At 73.7% G+C, this 15,761-nt stretch carries 2 protein-coding genes; both read left to right on the top strand.

Annotation, left to right across the window (positions count from 1 at the left end):
* The first annotated feature begins 19 nt into the window (after nt 1-19).
* A complete protein-coding gene (locus tag ACGFI9_RS10615) occupies nt 20-5,818 on the top strand; it encodes a TIR domain-containing protein (protein WP_393177312.1) in 5,799 nt (1,932 codons plus the stop codon).
* Between the two features lie 252 nt (nt 5,819-6,070).
* Nucleotides 6,071-15,742 carry a hypothetical protein gene (locus ACGFI9_RS10610; RefSeq protein WP_393177310.1) on the top strand — a complete coding sequence of 3,224 codons (9,672 nt, stop codon included), beginning with the start codon at nt 6,071-6,073 and terminating at the stop codon, nt 15,740-15,742.
* Nucleotides 15,743-15,761: the final 19 nt, after the last annotated feature.

Below are 15,761 nucleotides of genomic sequence, written 5' to 3'. Positions count from 1 at the left end.
CAGTGGCCATAATGACCATGTGGCTGTAGGCGCGCACCCCACCCGGTCCGACCGCCCCATCGACTTCTTCATCAGCTACTCGCCCGCCGATGAGCGCTGGGCGACCTGGCTGGCGTGGGAGTTCGAGGCCGCCGGCTACCGCACCCTGCTCCAGGCCTGGGACTTCGTCGCGGGCACCAACTTCATCGACTTCATGGACCGGGGCGTCCGGGAGGCGGCCGTGGTGGTCGCCGTCCTCTCCGAACGCTACCTGCACTCCACGTACGGGAAGCTGGAGTGGCAGGCCGCGCTGCGCGCCGACCCGGACGGCACCGGCAACAAGCTGGTCACCGTGCGGGTGGAGGACTGCCCGATCGACGGCCTGCTCGCCACCATCACGTACGTCGACCTGGTCGGGGTCACCGATCCGGCGCAGGCGCGGGCCCGGGTGCTCGACCGGATCCGGGAGGCGCTCAACGGCCGGGCCAAGCCGGTCCTGCAACCGGCCTTCCCGCACCACCCGGCCGACCCGGCGGGGGTGCTCGCCACGCCGGCCGCCGGTCCGCCCGCGCCGCGCCGCGCCCGGCGTACGCCGATCAACCCGCCGCCGTTCCCACCCGCCGTGACCGCCGCGCCGGTGGCCCGCAGCGCGCTCACCGTGCTCCAGGTGGCCGGTCCGCGGTTCGGCCGGGGCGTCATCGAGCCGGGCGCCCCGGTCACCCCCGGCGAACTCCAGGAACACCTGATGGGTGACCTCACCCTGCTGCTGAACGACGGGGTGCCCCGGCCGGACCTGCTGGTGGTGTCGGGCAACCTGACCGAGTCGGGCAGCGCCCGGGAGTTCTCCGACGCGCTGACCTTCCTCACCGGGCTGCGGGTGCTGCTCGGGTTGGAGCCGCACCGGCTGGTCGTGGTGCCCGGCCCGCGTGACGTCACCATGGCCGCCAGCCGCGCGTACTTCGCCACCTGCGAGGCCGACGACGTCGACCCGCAGCCGCCGTACTGGCCGAAGTGGCGGCACTACGCGCGGCTCTTCGACGAGCTGTACCAGGGCCTCGAGGACCGGATCTTCGACAGCGAGCAGCCGTGGACCCTGTTCCCGGTGCCCGACCTGCGGGTGGTGGTGGCCGGGCTGAACTCCACCATCGCCATCACCCACCGGGAGGAGGACCGGTACGGCTTCCTCGGCGAGGCCCAGTCCACCTGGTTCGCCCAGCGGCTGCGCCACTACCAGCAGTCCGGCTGGCTGCGGCTGGGCGCGATGGCGCACGCACCGGGCACCCGCCACCCGTACGCCGAGGAGGTGGCCGTCCCGGACGGGGCCACGCTGCGCGACCGGGGCTCGTTCCACCGCCTGGTCGGGCCGATGCTCAACCTGCTCCTCTGCGACGCCGCGTCCGGCGCGCGGGTCGATCTCGGGGTGCCGCTGGCCACCGCCTCCCGCGACGGCCGGGCGCAGGTGCTCCGGCTGGCCGCCGACGGGATGACCCGTTGGGTGCTCGGCCGCGACGACCGGCACGACGTGGGCGAGCCGACGGCGGCGAGCTGGCCCCGGGCGGAGGCGACCTTCGGGGCGGCCGGGCCGGCGCAGGTGCCCGACCCGCGACTGCCCACCGCGGTGGAGGGCCCCACCCAGGGCACCCTGGTCGACGGGCCGGCCGCCGCCCCGGCCGTGGTCCCGCCCGACCCGCTGGACCGGCTGCTGGACCGGCTCGCCGAGGTGTGCGAGGCGCGGCACGACCGGGTGGTGGTGCGCCGGGTGGCGGCCGAGCCGCCGCACCTGTTCGTCACCTACCGGGCCGACGGGGTGGTCCGGCAGCAGCGGGTCGGCGCGCACGTGGGCACCCCGACCGCCGCCGACGTCGACCAGTTCGCCCGCCGGGTGCACGCCACCGACCCGGACATCCCCTCGGAGCTGGTCTACGACGGCGACCGGGTGCCGCGCGGGCTGGCCGAGGAGGCGCAGCGGCGCGGCGTGCGGGTGCTGCACCTGACCGAGTTCCAGGGCCTGCTCGACCTGCGGGAGTACGTCGCCGCGCAGACCGCCCGGCTGCAGGCCGACCGGCTCTACCCGCCCGGCCAGTACGTGCCGCAGCGCTACCGCCACCTGGTCGGCGCCGACCAGCGGGTCCGCGAGGACGTGGTGGACGAGCTGCTCGAGCTGGCCTCCGCGCCGGACGGCCGGTTCGTGCTGGTGCTCGGCGACTTCGGCCGGGGCAAGACGTTCGCCCTGCGCGAGGTGGCCCGCCGGCTGCCCACCGCCGCCCCCGACCTGATCCCGATCCTGGTGGAGCTGCGCGCGCTGGACAAGGCGCACTCGGTGGACGGCCTGGTGGCCGCGCACCTGGCCAATCACGGCGAGCAGGTGATCGACCTCAAGGCGTTCCGCTACATGCTCCGCCAAGGGCGGATCGTGCTGCTCTTCGACGGCTTCGACGAGCTGGTGGCCCGGGTGACGTACGACCGGGCGGCCGACCACCTGGAGACGCTGCTCCAGGCCGCCGAGGGCAACGCCAAGATCGTGGTGAGCAGCCGCACCCAGCACTTCAAGACCAACTCGCAGGTGCTGACCGCGCTCGGCGAGCGGGTCGGGCTGCTGCCGCACCGCCGGGTGCTGGCCATCGAGGACTTCACCCCCGGCCAGATCGAGACCTTCCTGCGCAACCGGTACGGCGGGGACGAGCGGGCCGCGCGGGAGCGGCTGGACCTGCTCGCCGGGGTGAAGGACCTGCTCGGCCTCTCCCGCAACCCGCGGATGCTCGGCTTCATCGCCAACCTGGACGAGGGGCGGCTGGCCGCCGTGGCGGGCGCGGGCGGCACGTTCAGCGCCGCCGCGCTCTACCGGGAGATCCTCGAGTCCTGGCTGGACTTCGAGGAGCGGCGGACCCAGGGGATCCCGGGCGCGCCGGTGAACCTGCGCCGCCCCGAACTGTGGCACGCGGTCAGCCGGCTCGCCTTCCAGCTCTGGGAGAGCGGCGAGTCGTACCTGCGGCTGGCCGAGCTGACCGAGGCCACCGGCCAGCTCGCCGGGTTGGTCGAGTCCCGGCTGTCCGGCCCGCAGGCGGCCCACGCGGTCGGCGCCGGCAGCCTGCTGGTGCGCACCGACGACGGCCTGTTCGGGTTCATCCACCTGTCGGTGATGGAGTGGCTGGTCGCCGAGGGGATCGCCGACCAGATCAACCGGGGTGAGGAGCCCGCCGCGCTGGCGGTGCGCCCGTTGTCGGCGCTGACCGTCGAGTTCCTCGGCGACCTGGCCGACCCGGCCCGGTGCACCGCGTGGACGTCCCGGGTGCTCGGCGACGAGTCCGCCGGGGAGACGGTCCGGGCCAACGCGCTGCGGCTGAGCGCGCGGCTGCGGCTGCCCGACCGGGCCGACCTGCGCGGCGCGGTGCTGCGCGGCGAGGACCTGTCCCACCGGGAGCTGGCCGGCGCGGACCTCACCGGCGCCGACCTGACCGACACCCGGCTGGTCGCCGCCAACCTGACCGAGGCCCGGCTGGAGCACGCCCGGCTGCGCGGCGCCCGGCTGGACCAGACCCGGCTCGTCGGGGCGGACCTGCGTGGGGCCGAGCTGGCCGGGGCGCGGCTGTTCCGGGCCGACCTGCGCGGCGCCCGGATCGCCGGCAGCAGCTGGCACCGGGCCGCGCTGATCGACGTGGGCGCCGACGCCGCGCTGCTGCGCGCGCCGGAACTGCGCGGCGCGGTGGTCGCCCCGGGCCGTCCGGTGGCGCCCGGCCTGGCCCCGCCGGCCGTGGGCGTCTCGTACGGCTTCGAGGTGGGCCGGCTGCCCGTGCCGGTGGCGTACAGCCCGGACGGGGCGGTGCTCGCCGTGGGCAGCGACGACGGTGGTGTGCTGATCTGCGACACGGCCACCGGCCTGCCGGTGCGGACCCTCCAGGGCCACCGGGGCCGGGTGTACGCGGTGCGCTTCGACGCCGCCTCGCACCAGCTGGTCACCGGCGCGGCCGACCTGACCGTACGGCTGTGGGACGCCGACCACGGCGACGTGCGGCACGTCATCGAGGACGTCTTCGCCGGCTGGGTGTGGCCGCTGCTCACCGACGGGGCGCGGGGCCGGCTGGTGGTGGGTGACGCGGCCGGCGTGGTCCGGCTCTACGACACCCGCAGCGCCCGGCTGCGCCACGAGTGGCCCGGCCACGCCGCACCGATCTGGGGCACCTCGTTCAGCCCGGACGGCCGCCGGCTGGTGGTGGTCGACAGCGCGGGCGTGGTCCGTGGCTGGGACATCGCCTCCGGCAAGCTCGCCTTCGAGGTACGCGAGCCGGAGGTGGTCTACCGGGTGGTGCACACCCCCGACGGCCGGGCCTTCGTCGCGGTCGGCCAGCACGGCCGGGTGTGGATCCGCCGGGCCGGCGACGGTGAGCTGCTGCGCCAGCCGCGCGGCCACGAGGCGGACGTGTACGCCCTCGACGTGCACCCCGACGGCGGGTTGATGGCCACCGGTGACACGCACGGCGCGCTGCGCCTCTGGGAGGTGGAGACCGGCCGGACGGTCCGGGTGCTCGGCCGGCAGCGCGGCGCTATCTACAGCGTCCGGTTCAACGAGGACGGCAGCCTGCTCGCCACCGCCGCGAGCGACGGCGCCATCCAGCTGTGGGACACCGCCGACGGTCAGCCCCGGCACGAGCTGACCCGGCACCGCGGCTCGGTCTGGCCGGTGGTCTGGCGGCCCGACCAGGCCCAGGTGGCGACCAGCAGCAACGACGGCACCACCCGGATGTGGGACGTGCGCAGCGGGCAGCTCCAGCACACCCTGCGCGGGCACGGCCGGCGGGTCACCGCGCTGTCCTTCCGGGAGGACGGCGAGGTCCTCGCGGCCTGCGGCAACGACGGCGTGGTCCGGCTCTGGGAGCCGCGTACCGGCCGGTTGGTCCGGCAGCTCGCCAGCCCGGCCGACCGGCTGCTGTCCGTGGTCTTCTGCCCGGGTGAGTCGCTGGTCGCCTCGCCCAGCGGCGACGGCGGGGTGCACCTGTGGAACACCGACACCGGCGTCGACGAGCGCGAACTCAACGTGGACACCGATCACGTCTGGGCGGCCGCGTTCAGCCCGGACGGGGACGCCCTGGCCACCGCCAACGACGACGACACGGTCCGGCTCTGGTACCGGCGCACCGGCCGGCACTTCGCCACCCTCACCCCGCACCGGGGCCGGGTCCGGGCGGTCGCGTTCAGCCCCGACGGCGAGACCATCGCCACCGGCTGCGACGACCAGCTCGTCCGGCTCTGGGACGCGGCCACCGCCACCTGCCGGCTGACGCTCGAACAGCACACCGACCGGGTGTACGCGGTCTGCTTCAACGCCGAGGGCACGCTGTTGGCCAGCGCCAGCAACGACGGCACCGCGGTGGTGTGGGACGCCCTCACCGGCGAGCGGCGCACCGTGCTCACCGAGCACACCGGCCGGCTCTGGTCCTGCGCCTTCAGCCCGAACGGGACGCTGCTCGCCACCGCCGGGGACGACCTGATCATCCGGTTGTGGGATCCGGGCACGGGCCGGCTGCACGGCACCCTCGCCGCGCACACCCGGCGGGTCTGGTCGGTGGCGTTCAGCCCGGACAGCAGCCTGCTCGCCAGCGCCGGCGACGACGGCACTGTCCGGATGTGGGACGTGGCCGACCCGGAGCACGGCCAGCTGCGGGCCACCCTGATCGGCCTGCCGGAGGGCTGGGCCGCGGTCAGCCCGGACGGCCGGTACAAGCTCGACGGTGACCCCGGTGGCCAGTTCTGGCACGTGATCGGCACCTGCCGGTTCGAGGTGGGGGAGCTGGACCCGTACCTGACCCAGGTGCGGCGGCTGTCGGTGGACGCCCCGTTCTGACCCTCGACGGAGCGGGCCGGCCACGCCGGGCCGCCGGTCGTCCCCCGTGGACGGTGGGTGTGCGCCGTCCGGTGTGGTCCTTTGTGCGAGCTGAGCGCTCAGTCCGTACGGCACCCTCGGCGGGATGCGGTCGACCGATCGGTCTGACGCCCTGTCACCATCTCGACACAGTCGTTGTGAGTCACTTCCGCGATCGATGTGCTGGCCCGGGACCAGGGCCGTCGGTGACGGCCGTCGAGGAAGAGGTGGCTCATGGTGGCTCTACGGCGGCTGCTCGCCGGGTTGACCGCGGCGGTGGTGACCGCCGCGCTCGCCCTGGTGTGGACCGCGGCACCCGCCCACGCGGACGAGGCGTGGGAGACCGCGTTCAAGAACCTGATGTCGCGGACCGCCACCTGGGCGGAGGGCGGACTGTCCCGGGTGGGCCTGCTCGGCCAGCCCCTGCCGCTGCTCGGGGTCAGTCCGGGCGCGCTGGTGGACACCGACAAGCTGGCCCGCAAGGCCTCCGACGCGCTGGCGAGCGGGCTCACCAAGGACGACGTCGACCTCGGCGGCGGCACCCGGCTGACCAGCACGGTCAGCACCAGCGGCGGGGACCACCTGCTCGACGTGCTGCTCACCACCAAGCGGCAGGTCACCGACAAGGACCTGGCCGTCGGCGGGGTGACCCTGGCCGAGGCGGTCGACGTCACCGGCTGGGCGACGCTGCACCTCAAGGCGCGGCACACCGCCGCCGGCGAGACGTACCTGGTCCGCGACGGGGACACCCCACGCATCGACATCGACGCGGCGGCCACCCTCCGCGCCGACCTGGACCAGGCCACCGCCTCGGTCGGCATCCTCGGCGTCACCCTCACCGCCGGCAGCACCCTGACCGCCCGGACCCACGTCAAGGTCACCCTCACCGACCCCAACGGCGACGGCCGGCTCGCCTTCGACACCGCGAGCGGACCCGGCACCGGCGAGCTGGGCGCGTCCGGCTCCCTCGCTGGGCTGGTCCAAGTGGCCCTGGACGGCTCCGGCGGCGGAAAGATCTCCGACACCGAGACCGAGCCCGGCCCCGGTTCGGTGCACGGCGTGGTCAAGCTCGGCGCGGCCACCTCCGGTGCCCCGTTCGACCTGCCCGCCGTCGCGGCGACCGTGAACGTCGACTGGAACGACATCTCGGTCGGCAGCCCGACCGTGACCACCACCGGGCTGGACGAGACGATCGCCAAGTTCCGCAACATGAGCCCGCTGGACCTCGCCTCCGGCCTGGCCCAGCTCGCCACCCTGCTCGGCGGGGTGCAGCAGAGCGGGCCGGCCGGCAACCTCAGCCTGCCGTTCCTGCGCGGCACCTTCGCCGACGCGGTGAAGGTCAACGAGAAGCTCACCGGCTTCCTCAAGAAGTACGTCCACCCGAAGCCGGACGACCCCGAGTTCAACCCGGCCACGGACGACCCGGCCAAGGCCGGCCAGCCGAAGTTCACCTCGATCCAGGAACTGGTCAAGCTGCTCGCCGCCGAGGGCCTGCCCGTCGACAACCTGTCGTTCGCAGGCGAGAAGCTGATCTTCCGGGTGAAGCTGGAGCGGGAGTCCACCGTCGCGGTGCCGTTGGACCCGGGCGCCGCCTCGGTCTCCGGCCGGGGTGCCACCTTCACCGCCAACGGCTTCAGCCTCCCCGCCGACGATCACCGGTTCACGCCGGGCGAGCTGGTCGGCCAGCGGGTCGTCGCCGGCACCTCCGCTGGCACCATCGCCGCCAACACCGCCACCTCGGTCACCCTCCGCGAGAACTGGATCGGTGGCCAGCCGACGGACGACAGCGTCTGGGTGATCAGCGGTTCCAGCCCGAACATCGGCGCCGTCGAGCTGGCCGGGACGCTGACCAAGCCGGCCGGCGGGGACAAGAAGGTCGGCCTGCGGGCGGCCAACGCCCAGGCCAGCTTCGCCACCGTGAAGCCGAAGTACAGCGCCGCCATCACCCTCGTCCTCGACCTGCGCGACGACCTCGGCAGCCCGGCCGCCAACGCGGACCGGGTGCTGCTGCGCACCGACCCGGCGACGCCGCTGTTCGCCGCCGACTTCCCGATCACCACCGGCGTCGACTTCTACGCCACCGCCGGCTTCCTCAAGGTCAAGCTCGGCGGCGACCTCGCCGTCGGGCCGGCCGCCAGCGGCCAGCGGATGCTCCAGGTCAGCTTCAAGCAGGCGCAGGACATCAGCCTCGGCGAGCTGTTCCGCCGGCTCCAGTCCGAGCCGACCACCCTGCTCGCGGTCTCGTCGTCGGTGAAGACCACCGGCAAGGTCACGGTCAGCGTGCCCGGGGCGACCGGGGCGCTCGGCACGGGCGTCGGCGTGGACGTCAGCTGGACGGCCGGCCAGCAGCCGGTGGTCGACACCAGCAGCCTCGCCGGGCTCTTCGCCGTCGACTTCAACCCGGACGACCCGAAGGCGCTGTTCGCCGTCGTCGTCGAGGCGCTGCGGCTGATCAACGCCGCGCTCGTCCAGCCGGGCGGCGGCAGCGGGCCGCTGGACACCGAGATCCCGCTGCTCGGCCGCTCGGCCCGGGAACTGCTCGGCGCCGACGAGAGCGGCGTCGGCAAGGGCGTCACCTTCGTCGCCGACGGCGCGAACTTCCTGCTCAAGGACGGCAACCGCAGCGGCGACGCGGCGTTCGACGAGCGGCTGACCGGCCGGACCGTGGTGATCGGCAGCCAGGCGTACCGGGTGCTGGACCGGGTGGACGGTCAGACCCTGCGGGTCGCCGCCGCCGGTACGCCCAAGCCCGACGACGGCACCGCGTACGCGCTGCGGCCCGAGCTGGCCGACGCGCTGGACAAACTGCTCGCCTCGCCCCCGGACACCCTCCAGGACGCCCTCGACCTGCTCAACAACGCCATCGGCGCGGGCAGCGGGATCCAGTTCACCCTGGACGAGCGGGCCGGCGGCCCGTACCTGCGGATCGGGCTGGACTGGAAGCGCAACGTCCGCACCGCCGGGCCGCTCGCCTTCGCCTGGGACGGTGCCCGGGACCTGGTCAGCCTGGACAGCTCCGGCACCTTCGCCCTCGACGTCGACGCCCGGGCCCAGCTGGGCCTGCTGCTGCCGCTCAAGCTCAACGCGGCGCCGCTGCTGGACAAGAGCTCGTCGGCGAAGGTGACCGTCAGCGGCGGGGTCACCGACGCGGCCCTCGCCGCCCGGGTCGGCCCGCTCGCCCTGGACCTCGGCAAGGACCCCGACTTCGCCACGGTCAAGGCCAACCTCAGCGTCGGCCTCGGCGGGCTGGCCGCCGACGGGCCGGTCACCGACCTGCTCGGCGTCACGCCGACCTTCACCACCGCCGGCGTCGACTGCGGCGGCGGGATCGGCAGCGCCAGCACCCCGATCTGCGCCCGCGCGCCGCTGTTCGTCAACAACTGCGAGCCGGCCGACGCCACCAACCTGCTCACCTTCACCATGGGCCTGGACCTGACGCCCACGGCCAACACTCCCGACCTGACCTCCTGCTTCGCCAACCTGTCGCTGAAGCTCACCGACTTCAACGTCGGCATCGACGGCTACCTGGCCAAGGTCGAGGAGGCGTTGCGGCTGGCCAGCTTCGACGGCAAGCTCCCCCTGGTCGGCGACGACCTCCAGCAGGGCCAGAAGTTCGTCGCCCAGCTGCGCGAGGACGTCAAGGCCGCGATCGGCCCGGTGCTGGCCAACGCCACGCTGGACAGTGCCGGCATGGAGGCCGCCCTCAACGCGGCCCTGCACGACCTCGACCCGGGCGTGAGCGCGGTGGTCGGCTGCCGCAGCGGCGTGACCACGCCCTGCCAGCCGGAGAACTTCCAGTCCATCCGAATCAAGCTGACCAGCTCCCGCGGCGCGCCCTCGGCCGCCGAGGGCTGCAAGGACGCCAGCGACACGGACCAGTGCCTCACCGCCAACGTCCCGCTCGACCTCGGCATCCCGGGCCTGTCGCTGAAGGCGAAGAAGGGCGCCACCGACGGCATCCAGGCCAAGCTCGGCTGGAAGCTGCACCTGGACCTGGTCCTCGACCGGGACGAGGGCTTCTACGTCCCCACCCACGACGGGGACACCTCGCCCGAGGTGCAGATCGGCGCGAACTTCGACATGACCGGCGACCTGGCCGCCCAACTCGCCTTCATCCAGGTGAACGCCACGAAGCAGGGCACCGCGCCGCTGGTGAAGGCGTACTTCGGGATCGACCTGAAGGGCTCGGTGGGGGAGAAGAGCTGCTTCGACCCCACGGTCACCGACAACTGCACGGCGAAGCCGGGAGACAAGCTCACCCTCGCCGAGTTCGCCGACCTGGGCTCGCTCATCGCCACCGATCTCTCCGCCGACGTGAACATCGACTGGCGGCTGGCGGCGGTGGTGAACACCGGCGACGAGGTCGGCTCCGCCCTGCCCGGCATCAGTGCCCGCTTCCAGCTCAAGTGGGGCCTGAAGCACCAGCAGGGCGGCCTGGCCGCGACCGGCGACAGCGTCGACACGCCGCTCCAGGTCAGCTTCACCGAGATCGCGCTGGACGCCGGCTCCTTCTTCACCAAGATCCTCAAGCCCGTGGTGGACAAGATCAAGGCCGTCACCGGGCCGCTCCAGCCGGTCATCGACACCCTGTACGCGCCGATCCCGGTGCTGTCCGACCTGTCGAAGGCCACCGGCGGACCGGACATCACCCTGATCTGGCTGGCCCGGACGTTCAGCACCCTCAACGGCGGGCCGAAGCTCGAGTTCGTCGACACCGTCCGCGCCGTGATCACCTTCGTCAACCAGATCTCCACCACCTGCAACACGAACTGCTCCATCCCGCTCGGCGCGTTCCGGGTCGACCCGGCGAAGGCGCTGACCACCGAGGTCTCGCCCGCCTCGGCGGAGAGCCTGATCGACAAGAACAACGGCTACCAGCCGGCCAAGGAGACCGACGTCAAGACGGCGGTCGACAAGGCGGCCACCAGTGAGGCGGGCAAGCTGTTCACCCCGGACTCGAAGGGCAAGACCAACGCCCAGAAGACCGGCTTCAGCTTCCCGATCTTCGACAACCCCGGCTCGCTGTTCGGGCTGCTGCTCGGCCAGGACGTCGAGCTGGTCAGCTTCGACTCCGGGCCGCTGTCGCTCGGCTTCAGCTGGCGGCAGTCGTTCGGCCCGGTCTACGCCCCGCCGCCGGTGCTGATCACCCTCTCCGGCAGCGCCTCGGTGACCGCCCGGTTCATCGCCGGCCTGGACACCGCGGGCATCCGGCACGCGATCGAGGCCGCCACCGACGGCACCGCCGTCAACGCGGTCGGCCTGCTCGACGGCCTCTACTTCAAGACCGCCGACAGCACCGGCACGCCGGCCCCGGTGGTCACCCTGCGCGGCGAGATCGCCGCGGGCGCCGAGGTCAGCGTGCTGTTCCTCAAGGCGGGCATCGAGGGCGGCATCCGGCTCACCGTCGGGTTCAGCTGGAACGACCCGAACAACGACGGGAAGTTCCGCACCAGCGAGTTCCTCCAGGCGCTCCTGGTCAACCCGATCTGCCTCTTCACCACCAGCGGTCAGCTCTCGGTCTTCCTCAAGGTCTACATCACCATCAACCTGTTCCTGTTCGAGAAGACCTTCGACTTCACCCTGGTCGACGCCACCCTGCTGGACTTCCGCGCCCAACCCGACTGCAAACCCAAGCCACCGGAGCTCGGCGGCACGGTCGGGGACACGCTGGTCGTGTTCGCCGGGCGGTTCGGCACGGTCGACGAGCGCGGCGAGACCGCCTGGGACAACACCAAGCCGACCTACGCCGGTGACGTGATCAAGGTGTACGCCGTGCACTTCGCCGACCCCGACCCCGACTTCGACGGCTTCGCGGTCGAGGCCCTCGGCCGCAAGCAGGAGTTCCTCGACCCGAACCTGACCCGCGTGGTCGTCGACGGGCGCGGCTACAGCGTCGCCGACCCGGACAAGGTCGCCATGTCCGTGCTGCTGCTCGGCGACGGCGACTCCGGCGGTGACGGGACGAAGACCGCCCCGTTCGACAAGGCGGCCGTGGTCCTCGGCTCGAAGGGCAAGGACCAGATCCGCACCGGCACCGGCCCGGCCTGGGTGGACGGTGGCCCGGGCGACGACGTGATCGTCACCGCCGAGGCGGCCGGCCAGGTGAGCCTGGTCGCCGGCGGCGCCGACAAGGACACCATCACCACCGGTGACGGCAACGACGTGGTGGCCGGCGACGGCAACCTCGGCGCGGTCGACCGGTCCGAAGCCACCACCGTGCACACCTCGGTCGGCGACAAGAGCCTCGACAACCTGGTCGACTGGACGAAGCTCAAGGCCCCGACCGAGGAGACCGATGGCGCGGACGACCACGTCACCGTCGGGCACGGCGCCAGCACGGTCTACGGCAACGGCGGCGACGACGTGCTCGCCGTGGTCGTCGACGACCGGCCGAACGGGAAGAACACCATCGTCGGTGGCCCCGGCGCGGACATCCTCAACGGCGGCAAGGGTGACGACACCATCCACACCGCGAGCAGCACCCCGCCGTCCGACGTGGACGCCGCCGGCAGCGGCGACGCCGGGCTGGTCAACAAGGTCGACACCGGCTCCGGCCAGGACACCGTCCACGGCAGCGCCGGCAGCGACCTGGTCGTCTCGCACTCCGCCAACGGCCAGACCGGCCACCTCTACGGCTACGGCGGCGACGACGTGCTGGTCGGCGGCTACGGCACCGACGAACTGTTCGGCGGCCCCGACGAGGACTACGTGATCGCCGAACCGTCCACGGTCGGCGACCCCGACGGCACCGACGGCTACGGCCCGGCCCGCCAGGTCACCCACCAGCCGCTGCCGGCCGGCACCCAGTCGCAGAACAAGCTGCTCGTCGGCGGCCTCGGCAGCGACCACGTGATCGGCGGCGACGGCGGGGCGACCGTCTTCGGCGACAAGCGCCTCACCGCCGAGACCTGCGCCGACGCCAGCCTCGCCGGCGCCCAGCCCGATCCGACCGACCAGGGTTCGGCCGACCTCATCCTCGGCGGCGCCGGGGTCGAGGTGGTCACCGCCGGCAGCGGCGCCGACCGGGCCGACCTCGGCGGCGGCGACGACCGCGCCTGCGGCCAGCTCGGCGACGACACCCTGCACCTGGGCGGCGGCGACGACCGGGCCTGGGGCGGTCCGGGCGTCGACCAGCTGCACGGCGACGACGGCACCGACCTGCTCTTCGGCAACACCGGCGACGACGGCCTGTACGGCGGGACCGGCGTGGACACCGCCGAGGGCAACGAGGGCGGCGACCAGGTCTTCGGCGGCCCCGACGGGGACGTGCTCTACGGCGGCGGCCGGGTCGCCGGCGTGGCCGACGGCCGGGACTTCGTCTACGGCGAGGAGGGCGTGGACCGGATCGTCGGTGACAACGGCACCCCGCGGATCGGGGACGTCGGACCGTACCCGCTGGACCTCGCCGGGGACGTGGCGACGGCCGGCGCCGGGGACGTGATCTCCGGCGGGCCGGACGGTGACGTCGCGTACGGCGGGCTCGGCGGCGACCGGATCGACGGCGACGGCGGGGACGACCAGCTCGAGGGGAACAACGGATCCGACCTGGTCCACGGTGGCGTCGGTCGGGACGAGATCGCCGGCGGCTCCGCGCAGGAGCCGGCCGCCGGCACCGGCCGCCCGGACACCGGCGACCAGCTCTACGGTGACGCCGACGCCGACCTGATCGCCGGGGACAACGCCCGGTTCACGCCGGCCACCACCGACGCGACCCGGGTCACCCAGGGCCGCAGCGGCACGCCGCGCAAGGTCACCCTGCTCGACCTCGGGTTCACCCCCGCGGCCGGCACCAGCGGCGGTGACCTGATCTCCGGCGGCGACGCGGACGACGTCATCTTCGGCCAGGGCGGCCCCGACCGGGTGCACGCCGACGCGGGCGCGGACTTCGCCGAGGGCGGCCCCGACTCCGACTGGGTCGAGGGCGACGCCGGCGACGACGACCTGGTCGGCGGTTCCAGCACCGCGTACGACGGGACCGGGGCGACCACCACCGGCCAGCCGGACACCGCGGACGCCGTGTTCGGCGGACCCGGATCCGACGCGGTCATCGGCGACAACGGCGCGGTGCTCCGCCCGCTCGCCGGTGAGCAGCCCACGGCGGTGACGGTCCGGCTCGGCGCGGACGGCAACGCGTTCGGCCCGCGGATCGTGGTGCTGCTGGACCGGGCGGCGGCCACCGCCAACCGGTACGGCGCGGACCGGATCAGCGGCGGCGACGGCGTCGACACCCTCTGGGGCCAGGACGGCGACGACGCGCTGACCGGTGACGGTGACGGCGACTACCTGGAGGGCAACGGCGGCGCGGACACGCTGCGCGGGGACAACCCGCTCGGCGCGGCCGGCCGTACCACGATGACCCCGCTGCCCGACCCGGGCTGGCCGGGTGACCCGGCGGCCCCGGCCGACCTGGTCGGCGCGGGCGCGCCGGACGGGCAGGACGACCTGATCGGCGGCAGCACGGCCGCCGGGTTCCGGGACACCGGGGACGTGGTCGAGGGCAACGGCGCGGACGACGTGGTCCTCGGCGACAACGGGTCGCTGCTGCGGACGGTGACCACGGTGAACGGGAAGCCGGCCGAGCGGGTCTACACCGAGCGGTACCCGACCGGCGCGGTGCCGGCCGACGCCACGGTGGCCCGGACCCACGACCCGGCGCTGCCCGGCCCGTCCACCCGGTTCTGCACCACCGCCCAGTCCACCTGCGAGCCGGCCGGCGCCTACGGCAACGACCAGCTCTACGGCGACGGGGGCAACGACGGGGTGTGGGGCCAGGACGGCGACGACCTGATCCGGGGCGGCGCCGGCGACGACGACCTCTTCGGTGAGCTGGGCGCCGACACCCTGTACGGCGACGACGGCCGGGACGCCGTCCTCGGTGACCGGGGCGGCGTGGTGAACCAGTACCTCAACGCCGACGACGTGGCGGCGCTGGGCTTCACCACGACCCTGTCGTCCGTCCCGCAGGAGACGTACACCGGGTTCCGGGCCGGCGGGTACGACCGCCGGGTGGACCTGCTGCACGACACCGACGGGGACGCCTGGATCGGCAGCTCCACCTCGGCGCCCATGCCGTACGCGGGCCTGACCTCGGGCGCGGCCGACTACATCCGGGGCGGGGCCGGCGCGGACAACATCCACGGCGGCTTCGGCGACGACATCGCCAACGGCGACAGCGGCGGTGACGAGGTGTTCGGCGGCGAGGGCGCGGACGTGCTCTGGGGCGGCAAGGGCTGCGACCCGGTGCTCGACGCGGCCAACCCGCAGTGCCTGGTGGACGGCGTGTTCAGCGCCGCCGCCCGGGGCGACCAGGACCAGTACGTCGACCACCTGTTCGGTGGGGCCGGGGCCACCAGCGGCCCGGCGGTCACCGCGGTGCTGGGTGCGGACCTGCTGGACTTCCGGCCGCGCGGCTCCTACCCGGACAACTGCGCGGCGGGGGCCTGGCCGGTCGACCTGGCCTCCGGGACGATCGACCCGTGCCGCTGGTTCGAGGCGACCAACCTGGACAACGACGTCCTCGCCGACAACCAGCACCACCACGGCACCGACTGGATCTACGGTGGCTGGGACCGGGACGTGCTGCAGGGCGACGTGACGCAGAACGGGCCGAACAACGGTGACCGGTTGTTCGACTGGAACGGCGCGTACAACCTGTACACGCACTGCAACGCCGCGTACGGCGGGTTCAACGACATCCGCCAGCACAGCCCGGCGATGCAGGACTTCCTCACCCGGCTGGCCTGGGCCACCGGCGCCGGTCGCAGCGCGACCGACGTCACCACGGCGGGCACCTCGGCCTTCATCGAGCTGTCCTACGTCTATCCGCGGGACAACCCGGACCAGGGGGCGGGGGCGGCGTTCCCGACCACCCCGGGGCACTTCGACACCCCGTCCTGCACCGACTGAGTGACGCGCGGAGCCCGGC

The organism is Micromonospora sp. NPDC048930 (genome assembly GCF_043197935.1).
Taxonomy (GTDB): Bacteria; Actinomycetota; Actinomycetes; order Mycobacteriales; family Micromonosporaceae; genus Micromonospora.
Note: the sequence above shows the minus strand (reverse complement) of the source record. Positions and strands in the feature narration are given on the sequence as shown.